The sequence below is a fragment of the Alloalcanivorax mobilis genome, assembly GCF_002864685.1.
GTDB classification, from domain to species: Bacteria; Pseudomonadota; Gammaproteobacteria; order Pseudomonadales; family Alcanivoracaceae; genus Alloalcanivorax; species Alloalcanivorax mobilis.
The window spans coordinates 1-26,436 of record NZ_NMQZ01000042.1 but is presented as its reverse complement, the minus strand read 5'-3'; the positions used below and the strand labels follow the sequence as shown (position 1 = coordinate 26,436).

Sequence of the window (26,436 nt, the reverse complement as noted above, 5' to 3'; positions counted from 1 at the left end):
GCGGTCACGTGGCCGCTTCAACTTTTAACTTTCTCCTTTCAACTCTGCAAGAAGGGCTTTAAGGCGCGCGCTCGCTGCAGCCGCGTTCAACCCTGATTCGGAGAGTCTGCATGGACCCACTACTGGATTTCACCGATAAGGTGGCCGTGATCACCGGCGCGGCCAGTGGTTTTGGCAAGTTGTTGGCGCGGGAGTTGGGTGTGCGCGGCGCCCGTGTGGTGATCGGTGACATCAATGCCGCCGAGCTGGACAAGGTCGCCGCCGACCTGGAAGCGCAGGGCATCAGCGCCGCCGCGCGGTGTTGCGATGTGTCCAGCGAAGAGGATTGCCGGGCGCTGGTGGACACCGCCGTGCAACTGTACGGCCGTCTGGATCTGGCGATCAACAACGCCGGCATCGCCCACGGTTTCGTGCCGATTCATGAGCTCACCGGCGAACTGCTTGATCAGCAGATCAACGTGAACGTGAAAGGCGTGATGTACGGCATGAAGTATCAGATCGCCGCGATGAAAAACAACGGTGGCGGCGCCATCGTCAACACCAGCTCCATGGCGGGCCTCGGCGCGGCGCCCAAGATCGGTGCCTACGCCGCCGCCAAGCACGCGGTGATCGGGCTGACCCGCACCGCCGCGGTGGAATACGGGCGTAAGAACATTCGCGTCAACGCGGTGTGCCCGTACTACACTCTGACGCCAATGCTGGAAGGCAACAACGGTCTGGCCTCCGATGAAAGCGCCGCCCAGACCCTGGCGATGATGGCCGCCGGCTCACCCATGAAACGGGTCGGCCAACCCGAGGAAATCGTCGCCGTGATGATGATGTTGTTGTCGCCGGCGAACACTTATATGAATGGCCAGGCCATCGCCGTGGACGGCGGTGTTTCGGCTTTTTAGCGACAAGCTGCAAGCTACAAGCGACAGGCCGGCCGTGCGTTGATCTGGCTTGGGGCTTGGGGCTTGTAGCCTGTAGCTTGCCGCTTTCTATTTGGAGAATAATCATGACTAATCGTTTGGCGGATAAAATTACCATCATCACCGGCGCCACCAGCGGCATTGGTGAAGCCACGGCGCGGCGTTATATCGAAGAAGGCGCCACCGTGGTGCTGGCGGGTCGTTCCGAGGAGAAGGGCGAGGCGCTGGCGAAGGAGCTGGGCGAGCGCGCGGTGTTCAAGTGCACCGATGTGATGAAAGAAGAGGACATCGCCGCGCTGGTGGACTTCACCGTTGAAAAGTACGGCCGTCTGGACAGCCTGTTCAACAACGCCGGGGCCGGTGATCGCACCAGCAGTGAATCCTTTGACGAGAATGAGTTCGCCCGCATCATGCGCTTGCTGGTGGGCGCCCCGGCGTTTGGCATCAAGCACGCGGCGCGGGTGATGAAAGACGGCGGCGGCGGCTCGATCATCAACAACGCCTCGATCGCCGGCCATCGACGCAACCAGGGTGGTTACTTGTACTCCGGCGCCAAGGCGGCGGTGGCGCACATGACCCGCCTGGCCGGCGCGGAATTGGGCCCCTATGGCATTCGCGTCAACGCGATTTCCCCCGGTGCGGTGGCCACACCGATCTTCTGGGGCGGCTCCCAGCGCGCGCAATCCCTCAGCGATGAAGAGAACGACAAAAAAATGGCCAAGCTGCAAGCCAACCTGGCCAAAGCCACGCCGCTGCCGCGCTCCGGGCTGGCCGACGACATCGCCTTCGCCGCCATCTTCCTGGCCAGCGACGAAGGCTCGTTCATCAACAGCCACGACCTGATCGTTGACGGCGGCCGCATCGCCATGTTCAACGAAAATCCGTAACAGCGACAAGCTACAACAGCGACAAGCTACAAGCTCCAAGCTACAGCGCCGCCTTGTAGCTTGTAGCTTGTAGCTTGAAGCTTGGAGCTTGTAGCTTCAAGCAAGGGGCCCTTTTCAGGCGTCCAGCGGCAAAAAAATAACGGGAGAGCCAGATGTCCGAGTATTCAGTGATTACCGACGGTTTGAAGTTTCCGGAAGGCCCGATCGCGATGCCGGATGGCAGTGTGATCGTGGTGGAAATCGCCGCCGGACGTTTGACCCGGGTGCTGCCCGACGGCGCCAAGGAAATCATCGCCGAGCCCGGTGGCGGGCCCAACGGTGCCGCGATCGGCCCGGACGGTGCCTGCTACGTGTGCAACAACGGTGGCATGCAGTTTCACGAGAAAGACGGGCTGCTGTTGCCCGGTGATATGCCGGAGGATTATTCCGGCGGACGCATTGAGCGCATCGATCTGAACACCGGCAAGGTGGAAGTGCTTTATACCGAGGTCAATGGCGAGCCGCTCAAGGGCCCCAATGACATCGTGTTCGATAAAAACGGCGGTTTCTGGTTCACCGACCTGGGCAAAGGGCGTGGTCGCAGCCAGGACCGGGGCGGGCTGTATTACGCCAAAATCGACGGCTCCCTGATCCGGGAAGCGGTGTTCCCGATTCCCACCGCCAATGGCGTGGGCCTGTCGCCGGACGAAAAAACCGTCTACGTGGCGGACACTCTGCCGGGCCGCCTCTGGGCCATGGACATCGTCGGTGAAGGCGAAGTGGCGCGCCCGCCGGGGCCGCGCATGCCCGGGCGCCTGGTGGGCCAGCCCACCGAATTCAGCTACTTCGATTCCCTCGCCGTGGACGCCGACGGCAACATCTGCGTAGCCACCATCTACCACTCCGGGATCACCATTTTCTCCCCGGACGGCAGCAGCATCCGCCACGTGCCCACCGACGATCTGGTCACCACCAACATCTGTTTCGGCGGCAAGGATTTGCGCACCGCCTACATCACGCTCTCCAGCGCCGGCAAACTGGTGTCCATGCCCTGGGAACGGCCCGGCCTGGCGTTGAATTTTTTGAATAAATAGAAAAGCAGTTGCAAGTTGAAAGTTGCAAGTCAAAAGGGGCGGCCCGGTAGCTATGTCGTCGCAACGGAGCCGCCTTTAACTTTCAACTTTTAACTTTCAATTTTCCCTGCTAGGCGGTATGAAACACCGATTTGGTCTCAAGGAATTCCTCAAGCCCGTACACGCCCCACTCACGGCCGACGCCGGAGTGCTTGTAGCCGCCGAACGGGGCGGGCAGGTCAAGCTGGGCGCCGTTGAGGTGGACCATGCCGGTGCGCAGGCGGGTGGCGATCTTGGCGGCGTCCTCTTCGGTGGCGCCATAGACATAGCCGGACAGCCCGTACTCGGTGTCGTTGGCGATGTTCACCGCGTCGTCCACGTCCTTGTAGGGAATCATCACCAGAACCGGGCCAAATATTTCCTCCCGGGCGATCACCATGTCGTTGTTGACCGCGCTGAACACCGTCGGCCGGGCGTAGAAGCCCTTATCCAGGCCTTCCGGTTTGCCGGGCCCGCCGCACACCAGTTTGGCACCTTCTTCGATGCCCTTTTCGATCATTGATTGCACCCGCTTGAACTGACGCTCGTTGGCGATCGGGCCCAGGCGGTTGTTCTTATCCTGGGGGTCGCCCACGGTGATGCTTTCACAGACCTTGGCGGCGATGGCCTCGGCCTGTTCGAGCTGACCTTCCTGAACCAACATGCGTGACGGTGCGTTACAGCTCTGGCCGGTGTTGTTCATCATCGACTGCACACCGTGAGTCACGGCTTTTTCCAGGTCGCAATCGGGCAGCAGGACGTTGGCGGACTTGCCGCCCAGCTCCAGGGAAATACGCTTGAAGGTGTCCGCCGCTTCCTTGCTCACCGACGCGCCGGCACGGGTGGAACCGGTCAACGAGACCATGTCCACGCGCGCATCGGAAGAGAGCATCGGGCCGACCTCGGCGCCATCGCCATAAATCATGTTGAACACGCCCTTGGGCAGGCCCGCTTCGTCAATGATTTCGGCCAGCACATGGGCGGACAGCGGCGCGAATTCACTGGGTTTGAGCACCATGGTGCAGCCGGCGGCAATGGCCGGGGCAACCTTGCACATGACCTGATTCATGGGCCAGTTCCAGGGGGTGATCATGGCCACCACGCCGACCGGCTCGCGGCGCACACGGGCGCGGCCCAGTTGCTGTTCGAATTCAAACGATTTGGCCGCCTCCAGCGTGGTCTGGGCGTGGCCCATGCCCATCGGCGCCTGCACCTTGGCGGCCAGGGTGTGACGTGGCGCGCCCATTTCCCGGCTGATCGCGTCCGCCATATCGTCCAGACGGGATTGATACACTTCCAATATCCGCGCCAGCATTTTCAGGCGCTCGTCCAGCGGCGTTTGCGAAAATGATTCGAAAGCGTCGCGCGCCGCCTGAATGGCAAGGTCCACGTCTTTCTTGCCGGCCAGGGAGATATCACCCTCGGAGGCCTCGGTGGCCGGGTTGGTGACCGGGTGAAGGCGGGCGTCGTCGCTGGCCGCTACCCAGGCGCCGTTGATGTAGAACTTGGCTAGGTTGTTCATCTGATTAATCTCCCGAGAAATGCCGTGGTTTGAAATGAGTGGGATCGGTGCCACCGTCAATCGCTGTTCTGGTCGGTGAGCCCGTCGGGTCCTGCCTCAGACGTTGCGCTAACGGGCACCACTTTCAACCGTGCTTAATGTAAAGAAACAGCCCTGGCCGCCAGCCTGGCGCCGGGCAGGGCGCCGCCGGAGTGAAGGCGGATGCCGCGCCGGCACCATCAGCACTATCAGTACCATCACGAACGGGCGGCTCGGCGATCCGCGCCGCCTTGTCCGGATGTTCACTGTTTAATGAAACGCTATTCCGAAATCTTGACCGGTGTGGCGCCTCATGTCATCTTGCCAAAAAAAGCGCCCATACAGGAGAGAATAATGAATCGTTTCGACCAACGTACCGTATTGATTACCGGAGCCGGCAGTGGCATAGGCCGCGCCGCCTCCGCACGCTTCGCCGCGGAGGGCGCGCGCCTGGTACTGGTGGATCGCAACGAGCAGGGCCTCAACGAGACCGCCGCCACGTTGCCCGAAGGCACCGAGGTGACATTGCGGCCCGTGGATGTCTCCGACGAGAACGCGGTGAACGCGCTGGTGGATGAAGTGATCGCTTCCCACGGCACTATTCACGCACTGGTCAACAACGCCGGCATCGCCGGCGGCGACTACGCGCCGGTGACCGGCAACAGCACGGAAACCTGGCAGGCGATTCTGGCGGTCAATCTGATGGGGCCGATGTTCTTTATTCGCGCGGTGGGCAAACACATGCAGGCCAAGGGGGCCGGTGCCATTGTCAACACCGCCTCGGTGGCGGGCATTCGTTCCGGCGCTGGCGGCAACGCTTACAGCGCCTCCAAGGCTGGCGTGATCAGCCTGACCAAGACCGCCGCCTGCGATCTGGGCCAGTACAATGTGCGGGTCAACGCGGTGTGCCCGGGGCTGATTGAAACCGGCATGACCAAGCCGGTGTTCGATTACGCTCGCAGCAACGAAAAAGAGCACAAACTGGGCAGCCGCTGCGAGCTGCGCCGCTATGGCCGGCCCGAGGAAATCGCCGCCGCCATGGCGTTTCTGGCCAGCGACGACGCCAGCTACATCACCGGCCAGGCGCTGGCGGTGGACGGCGGCAACACCGCGTCGCTCAATCTGCCGGGCATGAAGCACTAGGAACGATGCCCTGCGATCTTTAAAGCAGGCCGGCGGTCTGCTTTAAAAGTCGGCTTTTTGCTATATTCAGCCTTTGTTTGACGGCTCTGCCGTGCATAAAAAAAGAAAACATGACGCATACAAAAATAGCAACGAGGGGCGACACCGACATCAGCCCTCAATCCCGAAGCCTGACCCGAGGACAACCGACATGCGACGAGCCGTAGTAGGAAAGGACGCCGCGGACAAAGACCGGAATTTTGTGACCGCCCTGGCACGGGGCCTGGAGCTGCTGCGCTGTTTCGGGCCCTCCGATGAGTACCTGGGTAACGCCGAACTGGCCAAGCGCACCAATATCCCCCGGCCCACCGTATCGCGCATGACCGCCACGCTGACCCAGCTTGGCTATCTGCGCTACGCCGAGAATATCGAGAAATACCGGCTTGGCCCGGGGGTGCTCGACCTGGGCTATCGCTACCTGGCCAGCGAAGGGGTGCGCGACATCGCCCGCCCCTTTATGCAGGAGCTCTCCGACGCCACCGACTGCCTGGTGGCGATCGGCGCGCCCGACGGTGCCGCGATCACCTATATACAGGCGTGCCAGGGCTCCGGCCCGCTGGTATTGCGGTTAAGCGTGGGCTCGCGGGTGCCGATGGGCACCTCCGCCGCCGGCCGTGCTTTTCTGGCGGCGCTCGCGCCGGCCCAGCGCGAACCTCATTATCAGGCGATCCGGGCCCATGACCCGGACCACTGGCCGGAGGTGGAGCGAGGCCTGGAGCGCGCCTACAAGGAATATCTGAAATACGGGTTCTGCACCTCCGATGGAGAATGGAACCGCGATGTCAGTGGCGTGGCGGTGCCGCTGATTCTGGACAACGGTGCCCAGGTGGTGCCGTTTAATTGCGGAGGTTCATCGCTGCGCCTGAGCCGCCGCATTCTGGTCGAGAACCTGGGGCCGCGCCTTAAGGAGGTGGTCGAGCAGGTCCGCCAGATGGTGCAGGGCAGCGAGGTTTGAGCCGCATTCGGGCCGGGAGCTTCTCCCGGCCGGGCCAGGCCGCGCCCTGTGTAATACGCGAAAACAGAGAGCATGAATGAGCAGCCTGGAACCGGTTCCTGAATACACCATGGCGATGGCCAACGAAAAATTTTCCATTGGATTTCCCGCCCTGATCGGCTTTGAATTTCTTGAATGGCGCGATGGCCATGTGCTGCTGGGCCTGCAGGTTCAGGACCGGCACCTGAATCTGCATGGCGCCATCCACGGCGGCGTGCTGGCCACCCTGCTGGATATCGCCGGTGCCTGCCCAGGCACCTTTTGCCCCTATCCGGGCCGCATTCGCAAGGCGCTGACCCTGTCGATGACCACCACCTTCACCGGCCAGGCCCGGGGTGGTTACATCCGCGCTATTGGCACCAGGCGCGCTGGCGGCAGCCGCATCTACAACACCAGCGTCGACATCGTCGATGAAACCGATCGCCTGCTCGCCTTCGGCGAAGGCACCTTCCGGCTGCGCAGCGGCTGCGACGATCCCCGAGGGATTCCCGCCACCCATCTGTGACCGGCTGCTCATTCAGTGGCTTGATCCCGGCGATCTCCGTCCCCAGTGCAAACACAGGGCCGCGGGCACGGCGCCCGTGATCAAGTCCCTGTCAGCAAAGCATCAGCAAGGAGAGCGCCATGACCACTTATATCGTTGCCAGTAACGCCGCTCACGCTCGCGTTTTCGCTCATGAAATCGGCGTATTGCGGGAAATCGACCGGCTTGAGCATCCACAGAGCCAGATGCACACCGGTGACCTGAGAACCGGCGGCAAAGGGACCCGCAGTGGCGGCCCTTCCGACGCTCCCCAGCGCGCCACCGGCAACCAACAGGCGACCTCCGACAAGCACGCCGCCTTCTTCGCCTCGGAGGTGGCGGAATACCTCAAGGACGCCCGCGCCTCGGCCCAGGCGGACCGGCTGATGCTGATCGCCGAGCCCCGTTTTCTGGGCGTGCTGCGCCAGAAACTGGACACACCCACCCGTAACGCGGTGATCCGTGAAGTCGATAAGGACCTGACCAAAGCCAGCGTGGACCAGATCGCCCGGGCCACTGAACTGCATCTCAAATAATTTCGCCGACGGGCAGGCCGCCGGCTTGAGCGCCGGCCGGTCGTGCCGGATCAGTGAGGGGCGAAGTTCATCTGGCTGAGCGCGTACACAAACAACACCGCCGCCACGAGCATGATCAAGGTGGCGACGATGCCCAATACCGTGCCGGTGATGGTCAGGCTTCGGCCCGCCGGGTCCATGCGCCCGGCGCGCATGGCGCTCAAATCCTTCAGGCCAATGATCCACGCGGCGATCCCCAACGGCGCGAACAACACAATGCCCACCAGGCCCAGTGCCAGCACCATGCTGCCGCGAGCCGGTTTCACTGTCTGCCCGTCGAGCGGAGGGGGCGAGGGATAATCCGTTGCCATCGCCGACGCCGCCGCGGGTCGCCGACCGGCAAAGGCGGCGCACATCAGGAATATCAGGATCGCGATGTACAACAGCGTGTTGACGATGCCCGTGGCCACGCCGTAGGCGGAAAGGCTGATCACGCCGTCGCGGGCGAGCGCCAGCAGCCAGGTCTGTGAGATCACCTGGAACACGCCCTGCAACAGGATCAGCGTCGAACCGATCAGCAGCAGCACCGCCGCGCCGCGCGCCCGATTGAACAGGATGCCCCCGAAAATAAAGCCCAGCACCATGGGGATGGCACTGGGCAAGGTGTAAACAAGGGCGGCCATCATTTCGTTGAACATGGGAACTCCTGGTCGAGCGATAGCGGTAACAGCGAGGGCAGCAAAGTGTGTCATCGCGGTTGGCCTGTTTCCAGGGGGCAGGTCGCGGACGGGGCGCTTGCCACATCTTTTTACGGAAGGGGGGGTTAGTTTTCAGTGTTCAGTTTTCAGTGTTCAGTGGGGTGGGCGGGAATAGGGAACGGGCTGCTTCGTAGCGATGGTTGGTAGGAGCAGGCCCGCCAGCGACGGTTTTGATTTTAGCGTCTGGCGTCCGCCCCCCCGACGTTCAGCGCCTCAGGACTGAGGCGCCGCCGCCGGCTTCGCTGGCGTGTCGGTGCGGCCGATCACGGTGGGCTGGTCGGGCAGGCCGCCGCCGCCGAGAGCGCGGTACAGGCCGATGCGATTGTTGAGCTTTTGCAGGGTTACCGCCACCAGGTTCTGGCGGGCGCTGAGCAGCTCGCGGCGGGCATCCAGCACCGCCAGGTAATCGTCGGCGCCTTGCTGATAGCGCTGCTCGGAGAGCTCCACGGACCGCTGCGTGGCCTCCACCAGGGCGCTTTGCGCTTGCTCCTGTTGTTTCAGCGCGTCCACCGAATCGAGCGCGTCGGCCACTTCCCGGAACGCGGTTTGAATGGTGCTTTCATAGCGGGCCACGTTCTGGTCGCGACGCACCTTGGCCAGATCCAGGTTGGCTTTGTTGCTGCCGCCGGTAAAGATCGGCAGCGACACACTGGGGCTGAACGACCAGGCTTCGGAACCGCCGTCGAACAGACCGGAGAGCTCCGAGCTGGCGCTGCCGTAGGCGCCGGTCAGGCTGATGCGCGGGAAGAAAGCGGCGCGGGCGGCGCCGATGTTGGCATTGGCCGCTTTCAGGTTGTGCTCGGCTTGCAACAAGTCGGGCCGCTGCAGCAGCACCTGGGACGACAAACCGGCCGGCGGTTCCGGCAGCACCGCCAGGCCGGGGCCGGTGAGGTCGTCGCCGGCCAGGGCCGGCAGCGGCGCGCCCACCATCATTGCCAGGGCGTTCTTGTCCTGGGCGACCTGACGCAAAAAGCTGGCGCGGTTGGCGCGGGCGGTTTCCAGGGCAATTTGCGCCTGGCGCACGTCCAGTTCCGAGCCCAGGCCCAGGTCGAACCGGCTTTGCGTCAATTGCAGCGATTCCTGCTGCGCGTTCAGGGTGTCTTCGGCGATGTGCAGCCGTTGCCGGTCGGCGAGCAGTGCCAGGTAGGCGTTGGCGACCTCGGAGACCAGCGTAATGTGCGCGGCGCGCTGCGCTTCCACCGTGGCCAGGTAGCTCTCCAGGGCGGATTGCTTGAGGCTGCGCACGCGGCCGAACAGATCCAGCTCGTACGAGGTAATGCCGACCTGGGCGCGGTATTCGCTGTTGATGGTCGATTCGCCGCTGTAGGAAAGGTCGCCGGGGGTGCGTTGCCGGGTGCCGCTGCCGTCCACCGACACCCCGGGCAGCAGCGCCGAGCCTTCGATCTGATATTGGGCGCGGGCGGCGGCCACATCCAGCATCGCCAGCCGCAGATCCCGGTTGTTGGTGAGCGCGGTCTGAATCAGTTGCTGCAGTTCCGGCTCGGCGAACATGGCGCGCCAACCCGGCAGCACCACCTGGTCGGCGCTGAACGGGCTTTCGCCGACCCGCTCGGGCACCGGCGAGGCCGGCTTTTGATAGTCCGGGATCAGGGTGCAGCCGCCCACCAGCAGGGCGGCGGCGATGAGGGGCAGGGTGGAATGCTTGCTCATTGATTCTCCCCGGAATGGCTGTCGTTGGCTTGCGCCGGGCCTTGGTGGCGCTCGCCCAGCGGCACGCCGGAAATGCGGCGCACCAGCACGTAGAACAGCGGAATAAAGAAGATCGCCAGTACCGTGGCGGTGAGCATGCCGCCGAACACCCCGGTGCCGATCGCGTTGCGCGCGCCGGAGCCGGCGCCGGTGCTCAGCATCAGCGGGGTCACGCCGAGCATGAACGCCAGCGAGGTCATCAGAATCGGGCGCAATCGCATGCGCACCGCCTCCAGCGTGCCGCGCAGCAACGAATAGCCCTCGTCTTCCAGGTCCTTGGCGAATTCCACGATCAGGATCGCGTTCTTCGCCGATAGCCCGACGGTGGTCAGCAGGCCGACCTTGAAGAACACGTCGTTATCGAGCCCGCGGAAGTTGGCGGCCAGCACCGCGCCGATCACACCCAGCGGCACCACCAGCATCACCGAGAACGGGATCGACCAGCTCTCATAAAGAGCAGCAAGACACAGGAACACCACGATCAGCGACAGGATATACAACGCCGTGGACTGGTTGCCGGCTTCCTGCTCCTGATAGGACAGCCCGGTCCATTCGAACCCCATGCCAGTGGGCAGCTCGCCGGCCAGCCGGGCCATGGCGTCCATGGCGTCACCGGTGCTGTAGCCTTCGGCGGCGTTGCCCTGGATGTTCATCGACGAGACGCCCTGGTAACGCTCCAACTGTTGGGCGCCGTAATCCCATTTGCCTTCCGCGAAACTCGAGAACGGCACCATCTCGCCGGCGCTGTTGCGCACGTACCAGTCATCGATGTCTTCAGGCAGCATGCGATCCGACGCCTGCGACTGCAGATACACCCGTTTGACCCGGCCGCGATCGAGGAAGTCGTTCACGTAGCTCGAGCCCCAGGCCACCGACAGGGTACGGTTGATATCCTCAATGCTGAGCCCCATGGCCTGCGCTTTCTGCTGATCCACCTCGACCCGGTACTGGGGCGCGTCGGGCAAGCCATTGAAGCGCACCTGGCTGAGCGCCGGGTCCTGGTTGGCCATGCCGACCAGCTTGTTGCTGGCGTCCACCAGCGCCTGGTGACCAAGGCCGCTTCGGTCCTGAAGCTGGAAGTTAAAGCCGCTGGCCACGCCCAGCGCCGGAATGGCGGGCGGGTTGAGCGCGTAAATAATGCCTTCGCGCACCGTGGAGAAATAGCCCATGGCACGGCCAATGATCTGCTGCACGCCGTCCTGGCTGAGGTCACGATCTTCCCACGGCTTAAGCCGCACGAACGCGATCCCTGAGTTCTGGCCGCGCCCGGCGAAGCTGAAGCCGGCGACCGCGAACATGGACTGCACCACGCCTTTCTCTTCTTCCAGGTAGTAGTGCTCCATCTTTTTCAGCACTTCGATGGTCTGTTCCTGGGTGGAACCCACCGGCAACTGCACCTGGTTGAGCAGAATGCCCTGATCCTCATCGGGCAGGAACGCCGCCGGCAACCGCATGAACGCAAACACCAGAACGCCGACGATCACCACGTAGATAAAGATATGGCGGCCACGCTGGCCGAGAATTTTTTCCACCCGGCCCTGGTAGCGATCACTGGCTTTGTTGAAAGAGCGGTTGAACCAGCCGAAGAAGCCTTTCTTGTCGCCGCCGTGATCGGCGTCGGACTTTTTCAGCAGGCTGGCGCACAGCGCCGGCGTCAGGATCAGCGCAACCAGCACCGACAGCGCCATGGCGGACACAATGGTGATCGAGAACTGGCGATAGATGGCACCGGTGGAACCGGGGAAGAACGCCATCGGCACGAACACCGCCGAGAGCACCAGGGCGATACCCACCAACGCGCCGGTGATCTGGCCCATGGATTTACGCGTTGCCTCGCGGGGCCCGAGGCCTTCTTCCTCCATCACCCGTTCCACGTTTTCCACCACCACGATGGCGTCGTCCACCAGCAGGCCGATGGCCAGCACCAGGCCGAACATGGTCAGGGTGTTGATCGAATAGCCGCAGGCGAACAGGATGCCAAAGGTCCCCAGCAACACCACCGGCACCGCCAGGGTGGGGATCAAGGTGGCGCGGAAGTTCTGCAGGAACAGATACATCACCAGGAACACCAGGATGATCGCCTCGATCAGGGTGTGCACCACTTCCTCAATGGAAATCTTCACGAACGGCGTGGTGTCGTAGGGGTATTGCACCACTTCCAGATTGTCGGGGAAGAATTTTTCCAGCTCGGAGATGCGCGCGCGCACCGCGTCGGCGGTGTCCAGCGCGTTGGCGCCGGCTGCCAGGTTGATGCCCAGGCCGCCGGCGGGTCTGCCGTTAAAGCGCCCCTCGATGGCGTAGTTTTCCGCGCCCAACTCCACCTTGGCGACGTCGCGAACCCGCACCTTGGAGCCGTCCTCATTGACGCGCAGCAGAATATTGCCGAACTCTTCCGGAGTCTCCAGCAACGTCTGCACCACGATCGAGGCGCTCAACTGCTGGCCGGCCACCGCCGGGGTGCCGCCCAGCTGGCCGCCGGTAATCTGATTGTTCTGCACCTGAATCGCTTGCGACACATCCAGCGGTGTCAGCCCGAATTCGGTGAGCTTGTGGGAATCCAGCCATATGCGCATGGCATAGGGGGCACCAAACAATTGTACCTGGCCCACGCCCTGCACCCGGCTGATCGGGTCCTGGACGTTGGCGGCCACGTAATCGGCGAGATCCGCCCGCGACATGGTGCCGTCCTTGGAGGTGAACGCCAGCACCATCAGGAAGGTGTCCGACGATTTGGACACCTCCACGCCCTGTTGTTGCACCACCGAGGGCAGGCGCGGGGTGGCCAGTTGCAGCTTGTTCTGCACCTGTACCTGGGCAATATCCGGATCGGTACCGGCTGCGAAGGTCAAGATGATCTGCGCGGTGCCGGAGGAGTCGCTCTTTGAATTGATATAGAGCAGGTTGTCGATGCCGTTCATTTGTTGCTCGATCACCTGGGTGACCGAGTCTTCCACCGCTTTCGCGGAGGCGCCCGGGTAGGTGGCCTGGATGGTCACCTCCGGCGGCGCCACGGTGGGGTATTGCTCTACCGGCAGACTCTGGATAGCCAGCGCGCCCGCCATCATCATGACGATGGCGATCACCCAGGCGAAGATCGGTCGATCAATAAAAAAATTGGCCATGATGCTCCCCGTTACGCCGCGCCGTTACCGGCACCGGACTGCGCGCCCTGTTGAGATTGGCCGTTACCGTTTTGTTGCGCGTCCTCGGGGGCCACATCTTCGCCTTCGGCGTCCTTGGGCTCGCCCTTGGGCGCGGTAACTTTCTCTTCGTCCATTTGCACCGGTTTCACCTGCGCGCCGGGGGCGAGTTTCTGTAAACCGTCCACGATCAGCTTGTCGCCGGCGTTCAAACCGTCGCTGACCAGCCATTGATTGCCCACCGTCCGTTCGGTGGTGACCTGCCGCTTCTCGACCTTGTTGTCCGCGCCGATCACCAGCGCCGACGCATCACCACTGGGCTCGCGGGTGATGCCTTTCTGCGGCACCAGAATGGCGTTCTGGCGTTCGCCCTGCGGCAGGCGGGCGCGCACGAACTGGCCGGGCAGCAGATCGCCATCCGGGTTCGGGAACAACGCCCGTAAGGTCACCGAGCCGGTGGTTTCGTCCACTGAATACTCGGAAAACTGCAGGCTGCCGGGCTGTTTGTACTCGGTGCCGTCTTCCATCACCAGGGTCACTCGGGCTTTGTCGTCGCCGAGTTTTTGCAGCTTGCCGGCTTCCATCGCCGAGCGCAGTTCGCGCAAGGTACTGAACGACTGGGTCAGATCCACGTAGATGGGGTCCAGCTCGCGAATCGTGGACAGCGCCACCGACTGATTGGCGGTGACCAGCGCCCCGGCGGTGACCGCGGAACGGCCAATGCGGCCATTGATCGGCGCCTTGATGGTGGTGTAGCCGAGGTTGATGCGGGCGGTGTCCACGGCGGCCTGGGCGGCTTGCACCTGGGCGCGGCTTTCACCGTAGGCGGCTTGCGCTTCGTCCACTTCCTGCTGGCTGACCGCGTTGCTCTTGATCAGTTTGCCGAAGCGTTCAGCGCGCAATTTCACCGACTTGAGCGTTGCCTGGGCCGAGGCCAGGTTGGCCTTGGCGCTTTCCAGATCGGACTTATAAAGGCTGTCGTCGATTTTGTAGAGCGCCTCGCCGGCTTTCACTTCCTCGCCTTCCTTGAACAAGCGCTCCTCGATAATGCCGTTGACTTGCGGCCGGACCTCGGCGATCTGGTGGGCGGTGGTGCGCCCGGGCAATTCGGTGACCAGAGTGAAGGGCTCCGCCTTGACGGTGATAAAGCCGGCTTCGGGGGCACCGCCAGCGCCCGCCTGGGGTTGCTCTTTGCCGCAGGCCGCCAGGGCCGTCATCATCAGTATCATCAGTGGGAAACGAACCGAACCTGTGCGCATGGAGACCTCGGTCTTCTTTAGTATCAATGGGTTAATAACGTCTGGCGGACCCTGAAAAGGGCGGGGCCGGTACCCTCGGCGGCCAGCGAACGAGAATAAATCAGTATACATACATTCAGAAACGTATGTATAGTAAAACAACCATTGCCGTTACCGTATTTCTACCGTTTTTCCACAGGAGCCGCCTATGGTGCGAAGAACCAAGGCCGAGGCGCAAGAAACCCGCGAACGGATTATCGACGCCGCCGAGCGCGTTTTTCATGACAAGGGCGTATCGCGCACCTCGCTGAATGACATCGCCAAAGAGGCTGGCGTAACCCGTGGTGCCATCTATTGGCACTTCAAGAACAAGCACGATGTCTTCGCTGCCATGTTCGAGCGCCAGCGGCTGCCCATGGAATCGATGGCCAATCGGGCCGAAGACCCTAATGAAACCGACCCGCTGGGAAAGTTTCGTGAAGCCATGATCTATGTGCTGTGCCAGACGGTGCTCGATCCGGGGCGCCGTCGTGTGTTCGAAATCATGTTCCACAAGTGCGAATTCACCGCCGAAACCGACCCGCTGATGGAGCGTCAGAGAGAGGCCTTCCTGGACGGCTCCGAGCGCACCCGGCGCACCTTCCGCAATGCCATTGCCCGGGGGCAGTTGCCGGCGTCCCTGGACATCGAGCGCGCCGTGGTGCAGTTGCATGTGCAAATGACCGGCCTGCTGTATGTCTGGCTGTTGCTGCCCGAGGCCTTTGATTTACAGGCGGAGGCGGCGAATTTCGTCGATTGTTACATCAACTCGCTGACTCATTGTCCCTCGATCGCCGGCCCCTGACGGCACTTCGCGCGGGTTCGGCGCAATTGCGGAATCGGATTCCAGATAATTGACGCGACCCGCCGGTCATGGCACATTCCTTGACCCCTCGCACGGCGTAATGTTCCGCCCGTGCGCGTCGTATGCGCATTGCCGACAACGGCAACGCCGACCTTACTACGATGCAGCGTTTCTGGAAAACGATAGCCAGCGACAAGCCACAAGCCACAAGCTGATTGGTCTCGGCCTGAAGCTTGTCGCTCTCCGAAGGAGAAAAAAAATGAGCAGACTTTTCGACCTGACCGGTAAAGTGGCATTGATCACCGGGTCCACCAAGGGTATTGGCAAGGCGATCGCCGAGGAAATGGCCCGCGCCGGCGCCAAGGTAGTGATTTCCAGCCGTAAACCGGAGCCGTGTCACCAAGTGTGCGAGGCGATCAAGGCGGAAGGCCATGAAGCCATCGCCGTGCCCTGCAACGTGGGCAACAAAGACGATTTGATGAACCTGGTCGACGAGACGCTGGCCGCGTTCGGCCGCATCGACATTCTGGTGTGCAACGCCGCCACCAACCCGGTCTATGGCCCCACCGCCGAGCTCACCGACGAGGCCTGGGACAAAATCATGGACACCAACGCCAAGGGCACCTTCTGGCTGTGCAACCGGGTACTGCCCGAGATGGACAAAGTCGGCGGCGGTAACGTGATCATTATTTCCAGCATCGCCGGTCTGCGTGGCAATACGGTGATTGGCGCCTACGGTGTGTCCAAGGCCGCCGAGGCGGCGCTGGCCCGCAACCTGGCGGTGGAGTGGGGCCCGCGCAACATTCGCGTCAACAGCATCGCCCCCGGCCTGGTGCGCACCGATTTCGCCAAGGCACTGACCGACGATCCGGTCCGCCGGCAGCGCGCCGAAGAGCGCACCCCGGTGCGCCGCATCGGTGAGCCGGTGGACATCGCCGGCGTGGCCCTGTTCCTGGCCAGCGCCGCCAGTGGCTATGTCACCGGCCAGACCATCGTCGCCGACGGTGGCGAGACGATTTGTTAAACAAAGTTGAAAGAAGAAAGTGAAAAGTTGAAAGGGGCAAAGACCAGTCTGTCCTTCAACTTTTAACTTTCCACTTTAAACTTGTGTTCGAGGTTCTTATGGAAGGTCAGCCGGAGCTGGTGCCCGTTCTGGAGGCGCACCGCATTGATGAGGGGCGTTTGGCGGACTGTCTGGGGCGGGAAGATCTGCTCGATGGCCCGCTCAAGGTGCGGCAATTCCAGGGTGGCCAGTCCAATCCCACCTATTTGCTGGAGAGCGGCGAGCGCCGTTACGTGCTGCGCAAGAAGCCGCCGGGCAAGGTGCTGCCTTCCGCCCATCAGGTGGACCGCGAATTCCGGGTCATGAAGGCGCTCGGCGAGCACAGCGACGTGCCGGTGCCGCGAATGCGCTTGTTCAGCGACGACGAGGACGTGGTCGGCACCAGCTTTTACGTAATGGATTTCGTGCCCGGCCGGGTCTACAGCCACCCGCAGTTGGAGGCGTTGCCCAAAGAGCAGCGCGCCGATCTCTACCATTCCAGTGTCGACACCCTGGCGAAGCTCCACCGGGTGGATTATCAGGCCGCCGGCCTCGGTGATTTTGGCCGCCCGCAGGGCTACGTGGCGCGTCAGGTGAAGCGCTGGAGCGCCCAGTACCAGGCCTCGCAAACCGACCAGCTGCCAGCCATGGACAATCTGATCGACTGGCTGCAAGAGCACATTCCCGCCGAGGATTCCGCCGCCATCGCCCACGGCGACTACCGGCTGGGCAATTTGTTGGTGGCACGGGATTCCGCCCGAGTAGTGGCGGTGCTGGATTGGGAGCTGGCCACCATCGGCCACCCGCTCGCCGACCTGGCCTACTATTGCCTGCCGTTTCATTTGCCCCACGGCATTCAGGGCGTGCGCGGGCTCGACGGCCTGGACCTGTCGGCGCGCGGCATCCCGGACGAGCGCAGCCTGCTGGAACGTTATTGCCTCGGCAGTGGCCGGGACGGCATCAGCGATTGGCCGGTCTACCTGGCCTTCGCCCTGTTCCGCACCGCCGCCATTCTGCAAGGCGTATACGCCCGCGCCTTGCAGGGCAACGCCAGCAACCGCGACGCCCTGGAAGTGGGCAAACGCGCCGGCCTGATGGCCGAACGCGGCTGGCAGATCGCCAGGGCGTATAAATAGAGCCAGTTGAAAGTTGAAGGTTGAAAGTTGAAACGCGAGCCCAGTGGGCAGCCCCATTGATCGCGGTGTCCACGCACAAACGCCGCACCGAAGCCGCCCTTTCAACTTTTAACTTGTAACGTTCAACTCATAACATCCATGACGCTAGAAACGAATCGAGAGAATCATCATGTCCAAACCCTTCCGCAAAATCCTGCTGACCAACGATGACGGCATTGCCGCGCCGGGGCTGTTGATCGCTGAACAAATCGCCGCGGAGCTGGCCGACGAAGTCTGGGTGGTGGCGCCGGAGCACGATCAGAGCGGGGTCGGGCAGGGCATTTCCCTGCACACGCCGCTGCGCGCCTATCACCATGGCGAGCGTCGCTTCGCGGTGTCTGGCACGCCAGCGGATTGCGTGATGTTCGCGATGGCGGAATGGTTCTCCGAATCGGCGCCGGATCTGGTGCTCTCCGGCGTCAACTGCGGCGCCAACCTGAGCGATTCGGTGATGTATTCCGGCACCGTGGGCGCGGTGCTGGCGGCCGCCCACCTGGGGCTGCCCGGCATCGCCCTGAGCCAGGCCTTCCGCGATCGCGACCAAGTGGACTTCACCCCCACCCGTCATTATTCCGCGGGTCTGATTCGCGATTTGTGGGAGCAGGGCGCCGATCGCACCGGCTACAGCCGAGCCTGCTGGAACATCAATTATCCGGAACTGCCCATCGAGCAGATCCACGGCGGCCGCATCACCCGGCAGATTGGCGGCGGTATTGTCGGCCCGCGCCTGGTGGCCGGCACGGACGGCCGTGGTCTGCCCTACCGCTGGTTGTCGTTCGAGCGCGACCCGAGCGCCATCACCGACCCGCAATCCGACGTGGTGGCCCTGCGCGACGGCTATGTCTCGGTCATGCCGCTGCATCCGTCCCGATGCGACGACAACCTCGCCGACAGCGGCTTCCAGGCGGGTGAGCTGCGGTTGTAGGGAGGAGGTGATCGGTTTTCAGTGTTCAGAATAAGACCAAACCCTGCTACAACGCCGCTGTGGGAGCGGTCCTTGACCGCGAACCGAGCCTGTAAGGCGAGGCGGGCTTAATAGCGCCATTCGCGGTCAGGGCCGCTCTCACATGAAAATCAAAGCAGGGCGCTGGCTGGGCCTGCTCTTTGCCAGTGTCGCAACGCGGGCACGGTCTCTCGTACACCGCGCCCCTTCCGCGCTGTATCCTGCACCTGAATCCTGAATCGGCTTTACCCAACTTCCCGCTCCGGCGAGCGCGGCTGTTTTATACAATGCAAAGCCGCCCGGATGGGGTAGTGTCAGGGCATCGTCTCCGCGATTTCACCGCCGATCCCGGCTGCGCGCCGGGATCCGTCGGAAATGAAACCATATTCCGAAATAGTATTGACGCTCTCCGGGTGCCGTGTCAGATTGACCGCCGAACCTGCGGCCCCGCAGCGTCGCCTCACTGACGGTCGCTTTGGTTCCCTGGATAAACCCCTGGAGACAGGCCGGAGCGGGGCTTCGGCGTGGCCTCCTTCTTTGTGTTTGTGTTTTCACCAGCGCCCACTCGCGGTGGCGGTCTGCGCCACGGGGCGCAATAAAGCGGCTCTGGTCGCCTCCGACGCTAACCGACGCGACTAACCAGGGCACGCCCTAACGCTAATAAGGGAGAGTAAAGGCATGTTTGATCGGCATTTTGCCGTCTGGCCGGAGGGGTTGCCCCATCAGCTGACGCTTCCGGAAACCAGCCTCTATAGCAACCTGGATATTTCCGCGCTGCGCTATCCGGATCAGAACGCGATCATTTACTACGATCAGCCGATTACCTACGGCGAATTGAAGCGCCAGGTCGATGCTCTGGCCGGTGAGCTTCAGCATCTCGGCGTGGAGCGGGGTGACCGCGTTTTGCTGTTTATGCAGAACGCGCCCCAGTTCATCATCGGCTATTACGCGATTCTGCGCGCCAACGCGATTGTTGTGCCTATCAATCCGATGAACCGCACAGCGGAATTGGAGCACTATCTGGAAGATACCCAGGCCGGCGTTTGCCTGTGCAGCCAGGAAGTGTTCTCCCAGATCGAAACGCTGATCGGCCATGAGCGCTTGGAACATGTGATCGTGGCCGCTTACAGCGACTACATCGCCAGCGACACCGACCTGACTCTGCCCGCGGAAGTGCAGGCCCCGGCCGAGCCGGTGTCCGGCAAGGGCGTGATCGCCTGGAACGACGCCCTCAATGCCGGCCACGCGCCGGGCGAGCTGCTGGTGGGCCCGGATGACCTGGCGGTGTTTCCCTACAGCTCCGGCACCACCGGCGCGCCCAAGGGCTGCATGCATACCCATCGTTCGGTGATGGCCACCTGCGTGCACGGCGCCGAATGGCGCAGCGGCGGCGGCCGTGAAGGGGTGACCCTGTCGACCCTGCCTTACTTCCACGTTACCGGCATGCAGGGCGCCATGAACGGCCCGATCTACATGGGCTCCTGCATTGTGCTGATGACCCGCTGGGACCGCCGCACCGCCGCCAAGCTGATCGGCCGCTACCGGGTCACCAGCTGGACCAACATCGTCACCATGGCGATTGACCTGCTCTCCGACCCGGATGTGGAATCGTTTGATCTCTCCAGCCTGAAGAACATCGGCGGTGGCGGCGCGGCCATGCCGGAAGCGGTGTCCGACAAGCTGTTCAAGCTGACCGGGCTGCGTTACATCGAGGGTTATGGCCTGTCCGAAACCATCGCCGCCACCCACATCAATCCGTCCGACAAGCCCAAGAAACAGTGTCTGGGCATCCCCGTGTTCGATGTCGATTCCCGTATTGTCGACGTGGACAGCGGTAAAGAGATGGGCGTGGGCGAAGTCGGGGAGATCGTCTCCCATGGGCCGCAGATCTTCCAGGGCTACTGGAACCGGCCGATGGAAACCAAGAAAGCCTTCATCGAGATCGACGGCAAAAGCTTCTTCCGCACCGGCGACATGGGCTACTACGACGAAGAGGGCTATTTCTTCATCGTCGATCGCGTCAAGCGCATGATCAACGCCTCCGGATTCAAGGTTTGGCCCGCTGAGGTCGAAAGCCTTATGTACCGGCATCCGGCGATCCAGGAAAGCTGTGTGATCTCCTCGCCCCACGAGCGCCGTGGCGAGACCGTGAAAGCCTGTGTGGTGCTGACCAGCAGCGAGAAAGGGAAGGTCTCCGAGCAGGACATCATCGACTGGTGCAAAGAGCAGATGGCCGCCTATAAAGTCCCGCAGATCGTCGAGTTTCGCGATGAGCTGCCCCGTTCGCCCACCGGCAAGGTGATGTGGCGGGCGATGCAGGAGCAGGAGTGGGCCGAGCAAGAGAAGCAGGCCTGAAGGTGGCCGTGGAGGCAAGGGTGGGCGCTGATCGGGTGCATCGTTATTCGGCGTCCGCCCCGGTCTCCGAGGTCCGACTCGTTTGCCATTCTTATGGGGCGTTTCCGGTCATTTGAGGCCAGATAAAGTCCAAAAAATGGAATGTTATTTCGCATATTGACGCTAATGGTCGCCACTGTTAGCGTCTCCCACTCTGAAACGTTCTGTATAGACGTTCGGGAGAGCACTGGGCGCCCCGCTTTGGGCGCCTTTTTATAACAACGCAGAAAGAAAACGGACCTCACGGCGGCCGGCTGCCGTGGATGGGACCCTGGTCCGTTTTTCATGGGTCGTTCATCGCTGTTCGGTGGGCTGGCTCATAACAACTACAGGAGGCTCAGCCTTGGACCTGTTTTTCCAGCAAGTGCTCAATGGCCTCACCCTGGGCAGTATCTATGGGCTCGTGGCCCTGGGTCTGACCTTGGTGTATGGCATTTTGCACGTTCCCAACTTTGCCCATGGCGCGCTCTATATGGTGGGGGCTTACATATCCTATTTCGTGATGGTGGATATGGGGCTCAACTATTGGGTTGCCATGATCGCCGCCGCCGGTGTGGTGGCGTTGATTTCCGTTCTTTGCGAACGCCTTATTTTTCACCCGTTGCGGCACGCACCGCCGATCCACGACAAGATCGCCGCCATCGGCGTGATGTTGTTTCTGGAGGCGGTGGTGCAGATGCACTGGGGCGCGGATTTCCGCCGCATGCCCACGCCTTACACCTCGATCCTGCACTTCGGTGACATCACGCTGCCCGCCCAGCGTCTGCTGATCATCGTCGCCGCGTTCAGCCTGATGGGGCTGCTGCACCTGTATCTGAAGAAAACCATGACCGGCTCGACCATCGTCGCCATGGCTCAGAACCGCGAAGGGGCGTTCCTGGTCGGCATTAACGCCAACCGGGTGGCGATGATGACGTTCGCCATTGCCGGTGGCCTGGCTGCCGTGGCCGCCAGCCTGTTCGCGCCGATCAACCTGGTGTACCCGGCGATGGGGCACCTGCTGCTGACCAAGGCGTTCGTGATCATTATTCTCGGCGGCATGGGCAGCATCCCTGGCGCCATCATTGGTGCGCTGATCATCGGGTTCGCGGAAGCGCTTGGCGGTTTCTACATTTCCGGCACCTATAAGGACCTGATCGCCTTCGCTTTGTTGGTGTTTATCCTCTCGGTTAAACCCACCGGCCTGTTCACCAAGGGGGTGCGCTGATGAATCGCCTGGTTGAGTTTCTCGTCAGCCCCGCCATGAAGATCCTGCTGATCGCGCTGGCGCTGGTGTTTCCGTTCGTCGCTGGCGACGAGTACCAGATCTATGTCATGGCTTTGGCGTTTATCTGGGCCATCGCCGCCTACGGCTTCAACATCATCACCGGCTATTGCGGCCAGTTGAACCTGGCCCACGGTGGCTTCTTCGCCATTGGCGCCTATGTGGTGGCGATCCTGACCGTCGATCACGGCTGGGCATTTTGGCCCGCTTTCGTGGCCTCGATGGTCGCCGGCGCGGTGTTTGGCTTCCTGGTGGGCGTGGTGTCGCTGCGCCTCAAGGAACACTATTTCGCCATCTTTACCCTGTGCGTGGGTTACATCATTTACCTGCTGCTGGATAAATGGGAAGAAGTCACCCACGGTTCCCTGGGCATCATTAACATCACGCCGCCGGAAGGCTTCGGGCTGATCGATTTCACCGAAACCATTCCCTTCTATTACCTGGTGCTGTTCTTCCTGGTACTGGCGATCTGGCTGTGCAGCCGCATTTCCAACTCGCTGGTGGGCCGCACTTTCCGCGCCATCCGCACCAGCGACGATCTGGCGCAATCGTTGGGCATCAACCTGATGCGCAACAAGGTGCTGGCGTTCGTGCTTTCCACCGTCTACGCCGCCGGCGCCGGTGGCCTGTACGCCGGCGTGGTGCGTTTTATCGGCCCCGCCGAGGCGGAAATCCAGCACACTTTCGATCTGATCACCTACATGCTGGTAGGCGGTATCGGCACCCTGATGGGGCCGCTGTTGGGCACCCTGATCATCATGTGGCTGACCCAGTTCCTGCAGTCGCTGGAAGAGTACCGCATGATCGTGTTCGGTCCGCTGCTGGTGCTGCTGGTGATTTTCTTCCCGATGGGCATTATCGGCTCGTTCCTGTCCTGGCGCGGTCGTCGCGCGGCGCGCCGTTCGCCGGCGCACAAAACCCTGTCCCGGGTCACCGAGGACGACCAGGACGACAAGAACCGGGAGGCCGGCAACAATGCTTAAGATCAATAATCTGACCAAACGGTTTGGCGGTCTGGCGGCGGTCAACAATGTCAGCGTGGAATTCCCCGCTAACCAGATCAACGCCATCATCGGCCCCAACGGCGCCGGCAAGACCACCTTCTTCAACCTGGTCGCCGGTGCCATGCCGCCCACCGAGGGCAGCATCGAGTTCAACGGTGTCGACATCACCGGCCTGGCCCCGGACCGCATCGCCCGCCTGGGCGTGGCGCGGACCTTCCAGACCACCATGTTGTTCGACAAATCCACGGTGCTGGACAACCTGATCGTTGGCCACCGCCTGCGCACCCAATCGCGCCTGTGGGACGTCATCATCAACTCCAAGCGCCTGCGCGTGGAAGAAGAGAAATGCCGCGCCAAGGCCCGGGAAACCCTGGATTTCGTCGGCCTGAGCCACATCGCTGATCGCTACATCGCCGACATCAGCCAGGAAGAGCGCAAGCGGGTCGCCTTTGCCCTGGCCATGGCCACCGACCCGGAACTGGTGCTGCTGGACGAGCCCGCCGGCGGTATCAACCCGGAAGAGACCGTGAATCTGGCGGCGCTGATCCGCAAGATGGTGGATCACGGCATCACCGTTTGTCTGATCGAGCACAAGATGGACATGATCATGAGTCTGGCGGACAAGATCCTGGTGCTGGACCACGGCGAGAAAATCGCCGAAGGCACCCCCGATCAGATCAAGAACGATCCGGTGGTTATCGAAGCCTACCTGGGGAGCGATCAAGATGTTGAAGCTTGAAAACGTCGACGCCAAATACGACAGCTTCAAGGCGCTGGACAGCGTGTCCATGCAGGTGGCGCCGGGCGAACTGGTGGTGCTGCTGGGCGCCAATGGCGCCGGTAAGACCACCCTGTTCAACACCATCAGCGGGTTGCTTAAGCCCTCCGCCGGCAAGGTGTCCTTGAACGGGTTGGACGTGACCGGCAAGAAACCGTCGTCGCTGGTGGAAGCCGGGGTGGTGCAGTGCCCGGAGGGCCGCAAGCTGTTTCCCGAAATGTCGGTGATGAAGAACCTGATGTTGGGCGGTTATGTGCACCGCCGCGACAAAGCCGGCATGAAAAAGACCCTTGGCCACGTCATGGAGATGTTTCCGATTCTCCAAGAGAAGAAGGACGAGGCCGCCGGTTCCCTCAGTGGTGGCCAGCAACAGATGGTGGCCATCGGCCGTGCCCTGATGGGCCGGCCCAAGCTGCTGATGCTGGATGAGCCGTCGCTGGGTCTGGCGCCGTTGGTGGTCAAGCAGGTGTTCGAGGCGGTTCAGGCAATCAATAAGGAAGGCACCACGGTGCTGCTCGCCGAGCAGAACGCCTTCGCTGCCCTGAAAATCGCCACCCGCGCCTACGTGATCGAAAACGGTCGCCTGGTGATGGAAGGCGACCGTGACGCCATGCTCGGCAACGAAGCGGTGCGCAAGGCCTACATCGGCGCTTGACCCGAAAAGAGAAAAAAATGAGGAAACGGACCAACGATATGTTCAAGATGTTTCCTTATCCGTCGATAGTTGATTTATTACAACTGGTTCGAACAACAACAAGTGGGAGAGTATCCATGACCCTGATGAAAACGTTCCGACGTCTGGCCGCGGCCAGCGCCATTGCCCTGACGATCAGCGGTGCCGCGCAGGCCGCCGAAGAAGTCACCATCGGTTTCACCGGCCCGCTCAGCGGCGGCGCCGCGCTGTACGGTGAAAACACCCTTGAAGGCCTGAAAATGGCCGCCAAGGACATCAACGACGCTGGCGGCTTCAAAGTCGACGGCGAGACCTACACCATTAACCTGGTGAGCCTGGACGACAAATACTCGCCCAGCCAGGCGGCCGTGAACGGCAAGCGTCTGGTGCAGCAGTACAAGTCACCGGTGATCTTTACCCCGCACTCCGGCGGCACCTTCGCGCTGCAGGCGTTCAACGAGCGTGACGGCTTTATCGTCATGTCCTACACCTCGGTGCCGGCGGTAACCGCCAAGGGCAACAAGCTCACCGTTAAGATCCCGCCCAACTTCACCGACTACATCGAGCCGTTCTCCAAGATCACCATGGAGCGTTTCGGCAAGAAACTGGCGGTGGCCAACGCCACCCACGACTACGCCAAATACTGGACCAAGGAATTCGTTCCGGCCTGGGAAAAGCTCGGTGGTGAAGTGGTTTCCAACAACGCGATGGACTACAACAAGTCCGCCGACTTCTACACCGGCGTGAGCAAGGCGCTGTCCGCCAACCCGGACGTCATGTTCATTGGTGGCGCCTCCGAGCCCACCGGTCTGGTGGCCCGTCAGGCCCGCGAACTGGGCTTCAAGGGTGGTTTCATCCTGATGGACCAGGCCAAGATCGACGAAGTCGCCAAGGTTTCCGGCGGTATTGAATCCCTGGAAGGCTCCGTGGGCGTGGTTCCGCTGGCCGATTACGACACCAAAGGCGCGACTCAGTTTGTAGAGAAGTACAAGAAGGACCACAAAAACGTGGCCACTTCCGAAACCGCCTACAACTACTTCGCGCTGCACCTGATCGCCCAGGCCATGCAGGAAGCCGGCAGCGTTGATGACGCCGCCAAGATCCGCGCCGCCATCCCCGCCGCGCTCAACAAGCTGCCCGGCGAGTTCAACCCCTACGACGTGCACGAGATCTCCGCTCAGGGCGACCTGAACGCCGATCCGCAAATCGCCGAGGTCAAAGACGGCAAAGTGGTTCTGCACCGCATGTCCGAACTGAAGAAGTAACCGTCAGTCGGATAGGAAAAGGGTGCCTTCGGGTGCCCTTTTTTTTGGGGCTTGATGGGGGAGCAGGGAGCAGGAAACGGGATGAAGGGAACAGGGCTCGCGCCGGGGTTTGATTGACCGCGAATCGGCGCTGCCAGGTCCGCCTCGCCTTCGGCTCGGTTCGCGATCGGGGACCGCTCCCACAGCGGCGTTGTAGCGGGGCTCGTTCCGGATTGGCGGGGTCTTTTGTGGGAGCGGTCCTTGACCGCGAATCGGCACCGCCAGGTCCGCCTCGCTTTCGGCTCGGTTCGAGGTCGGGGACCGCTCCCACAGCGGCGCTGTAGCGGGGCTCGTTCCGGATTGGCGGGGTCTTTTGTGGGAGCGGTCCTTGACCGCGAATCGGCGCTGTTAGGTCCGCCTCGCTTTCGGCTCGGTTCGCGGTCGGGGACCGCTCCCACAGCGGCTCTGTAGCGGGGCTTGTGCCGGATTGGCGGGGTCTTTTGTGGGAGCGGTCCTTGACCGCGAATCGGCGCTGTTAGGTCCGCCTCGCCTTCGGCTCGGTTCGCGGTCGGGGGCCGCTCCCACA

The 26,436-nt window shown here is 62.2% G+C and carries 22 protein-coding genes; 17 read left to right on the top strand and 5 right to left on the bottom strand.

Annotation, left to right across the window (positions count from 1 at the left end):
• Positions 1-110 precede the first annotated feature (110 nt).
• The 3 genes from CGS25_RS16330 to CGS25_RS16320 all read left to right on the top strand — a co-directional run bounded on the left by CGS25_RS16330 (position 111) and on the right by CGS25_RS16320 (position 2,871).
• A complete protein-coding gene (locus CGS25_RS16330) occupies positions 111-893 on the top strand; it encodes an SDR family NAD(P)-dependent oxidoreductase (RefSeq protein ID WP_101676111.1) in 783 nt (260 codons plus the stop codon).
• Positions 894-997: 104 nt separating this feature from the next.
• Entirely contained in the window at positions 998-1,798 is an 801-nt protein-coding gene (locus tag CGS25_RS16325; protein WP_101676110.1) for an SDR family NAD(P)-dependent oxidoreductase, read from the top strand.
• A gap of 152 nt (positions 1,799-1,950) precedes the next feature.
• A complete protein-coding gene (locus tag CGS25_RS16320; protein WP_089031673.1) occupies positions 1,951-2,871 on the top strand; it encodes an SMP-30/gluconolactonase/LRE family protein in 921 nt (306 codons plus the stop codon).
• Positions 2,872-2,980: 109 nt separating this feature from the next.
• On the opposite strand, the gene CGS25_RS16315 is transcribed toward CGS25_RS16320, so the two are convergent.
• Positions 2,981-4,411 (bottom strand): aldehyde dehydrogenase family protein, encoded by a 1,431-nt coding sequence (locus CGS25_RS16315; protein WP_089031674.1) that lies wholly within the window; start codon positions 4,409-4,411, stop codon positions 2,981-2,983.
• 372 nt (positions 4,412-4,783) lie between these two features.
• Here CGS25_RS16315 and CGS25_RS16310 point away from each other — a divergent pair, with 372 nt between their 5' ends.
• From CGS25_RS16310 to CGS25_RS16295, 4 genes are all read left to right on the top strand, one after another.
• Complete coding sequence (locus CGS25_RS16310; protein WP_089031675.1) at positions 4,784-5,572, top strand: SDR family NAD(P)-dependent oxidoreductase; 789 nt, start codon at positions 4,784-4,786, stop codon at positions 5,570-5,572.
• A 190-nt stretch (positions 5,573-5,762) separates the two neighbouring features.
• Positions 5,763-6,566: an IclR family transcriptional regulator gene (locus CGS25_RS16305; RefSeq protein WP_101676109.1), complete on the top strand. Its 804-nt coding sequence runs from the start codon at positions 5,763-5,765 to the stop codon at positions 6,564-6,566.
• Positions 6,567-6,642: 76 nt separating this feature from the next.
• Positions 6,643-7,110 (top strand): PaaI family thioesterase, encoded by a 468-nt coding sequence (locus CGS25_RS16300; protein WP_101676108.1) that lies wholly within the window; start codon positions 6,643-6,645, stop codon positions 7,108-7,110.
• Positions 7,111-7,229: 119 nt separating this feature from the next.
• Entirely contained in the window at positions 7,230-7,664 is a 435-nt protein-coding gene (locus CGS25_RS16295; RefSeq protein WP_089031678.1) for a host attachment protein, read from the top strand.
• A 50-nt stretch (positions 7,665-7,714) separates the two neighbouring features.
• On the opposite strand, the gene CGS25_RS16290 is transcribed toward CGS25_RS16295, so the two are convergent.
• The 4 genes from CGS25_RS16290 to CGS25_RS16275 form a co-directional block, all read right to left on the bottom strand.
• The gene (locus tag CGS25_RS16290; protein WP_089031679.1) at positions 7,715-8,341 is read right to left on the bottom strand and encodes a hypothetical protein; all 627 of its coding nucleotides are present in this window, start codon (positions 8,339-8,341) and stop codon (positions 7,715-7,717) included.
• Between the two features lie 273 nt (positions 8,342-8,614).
• Positions 8,615-10,072: an efflux transporter outer membrane subunit gene (locus CGS25_RS16285; RefSeq protein WP_101676107.1), complete on the bottom strand. Its 1,458-nt coding sequence runs from the start codon at positions 10,070-10,072 to the stop codon at positions 8,615-8,617.
• Entirely contained in the window at positions 10,069-13,233 is a 3,165-nt protein-coding gene (locus CGS25_RS16280; protein WP_101676106.1) for an efflux RND transporter permease subunit, read from the bottom strand. Before CGS25_RS16280 ends, CGS25_RS16285 begins: the two co-directional genes overlap by 4 nt.
• Positions 13,234-13,244: 11 nt before the next feature.
• Positions 13,245-14,510 (bottom strand): efflux RND transporter periplasmic adaptor subunit, encoded by a 1,266-nt coding sequence (locus CGS25_RS16275; protein ID WP_101676105.1) that lies wholly within the window; start codon positions 14,508-14,510, stop codon positions 13,245-13,247.
• Positions 14,511-14,697: 187 nt separating this feature from the next.
• Here CGS25_RS16275 and CGS25_RS16270 point away from each other — a divergent pair, with 187 nt between their 5' ends.
• The 10 genes from CGS25_RS16270 (at position 14,698) to CGS25_RS16225 (ending at position 25,871) form a co-directional block, all read left to right on the top strand.
• Positions 14,698-15,333: a TetR family transcriptional regulator gene (locus CGS25_RS16270; protein ID WP_089031683.1), complete on the top strand. Its 636-nt coding sequence runs from the start codon at positions 14,698-14,700 to the stop codon at positions 15,331-15,333.
• A gap of 259 nt (positions 15,334-15,592) precedes the next feature.
• Positions 15,593-16,357 carry an SDR family NAD(P)-dependent oxidoreductase gene (locus CGS25_RS16265; protein ID WP_089031684.1) on the top strand — a complete coding sequence of 255 codons (765 nt, stop codon included), beginning with the start codon at positions 15,593-15,595 and terminating at the stop codon, positions 16,355-16,357.
• A 98-nt stretch (positions 16,358-16,455) separates the two neighbouring features.
• Positions 16,456-17,511, top strand: coding sequence for a phosphotransferase family protein (locus tag CGS25_RS16260; RefSeq protein ID WP_089031685.1), 1,056 nt, complete (start codon positions 16,456-16,458; stop codon positions 17,509-17,511).
• A 169-nt stretch (positions 17,512-17,680) separates the two neighbouring features.
• Positions 17,681-18,475: a 5'/3'-nucleotidase SurE gene (gene surE / locus CGS25_RS16255; RefSeq protein ID WP_089031686.1), complete on the top strand. Its 795-nt coding sequence runs from the start codon at positions 17,681-17,683 to the stop codon at positions 18,473-18,475.
• Positions 18,476-19,171: 696 nt separating this feature from the next.
• Positions 19,172-20,848 carry a long-chain fatty acid--CoA ligase gene (locus CGS25_RS16250; RefSeq protein WP_089031687.1) on the top strand — a complete coding sequence of 559 codons (1,677 nt, stop codon included), beginning with the start codon at positions 19,172-19,174 and terminating at the stop codon, positions 20,846-20,848.
• A gap of 382 nt (positions 20,849-21,230) precedes the next feature.
• The gene (locus tag CGS25_RS16245) at positions 21,231-22,094 is read left to right on the top strand and encodes a branched-chain amino acid ABC transporter permease (RefSeq protein ID WP_089031688.1); all 864 of its coding nucleotides are present in this window, start codon (positions 21,231-21,233) and stop codon (positions 22,092-22,094) included.
• Complete coding sequence (locus CGS25_RS16240; protein ID WP_089031689.1) at positions 22,094-23,134, top strand: branched-chain amino acid ABC transporter permease; 1,041 nt, start codon at positions 22,094-22,096, stop codon at positions 23,132-23,134. The genes CGS25_RS16245 and CGS25_RS16240 overlap by 1 nt, the downstream gene beginning before the upstream one ends.
• Positions 23,127-23,894, top strand: a complete 768-nt coding sequence (locus CGS25_RS16235) for an ABC transporter ATP-binding protein (protein ID WP_089034464.1) — start codon at positions 23,127-23,129, stop codon at positions 23,892-23,894. The genes CGS25_RS16240 and CGS25_RS16235 overlap by 8 nt, the downstream gene beginning before the upstream one ends.
• Positions 23,881-24,588 carry an ABC transporter ATP-binding protein gene (locus CGS25_RS16230; RefSeq protein WP_089031690.1) on the top strand — a complete coding sequence of 236 codons (708 nt, stop codon included), beginning with the start codon at positions 23,881-23,883 and terminating at the stop codon, positions 24,586-24,588. The genes CGS25_RS16235 and CGS25_RS16230 overlap by 14 nt, the downstream gene beginning before the upstream one ends.
• Positions 24,589-24,704: 116 nt before the next feature.
• The gene (locus tag CGS25_RS16225) at positions 24,705-25,871 is read left to right on the top strand and encodes an ABC transporter substrate-binding protein (RefSeq protein ID WP_101676104.1); all 1,167 of its coding nucleotides are present in this window, start codon (positions 24,705-24,707) and stop codon (positions 25,869-25,871) included.
• The last annotated feature ends 565 nt before the right edge of the window (positions 25,872-26,436 follow it).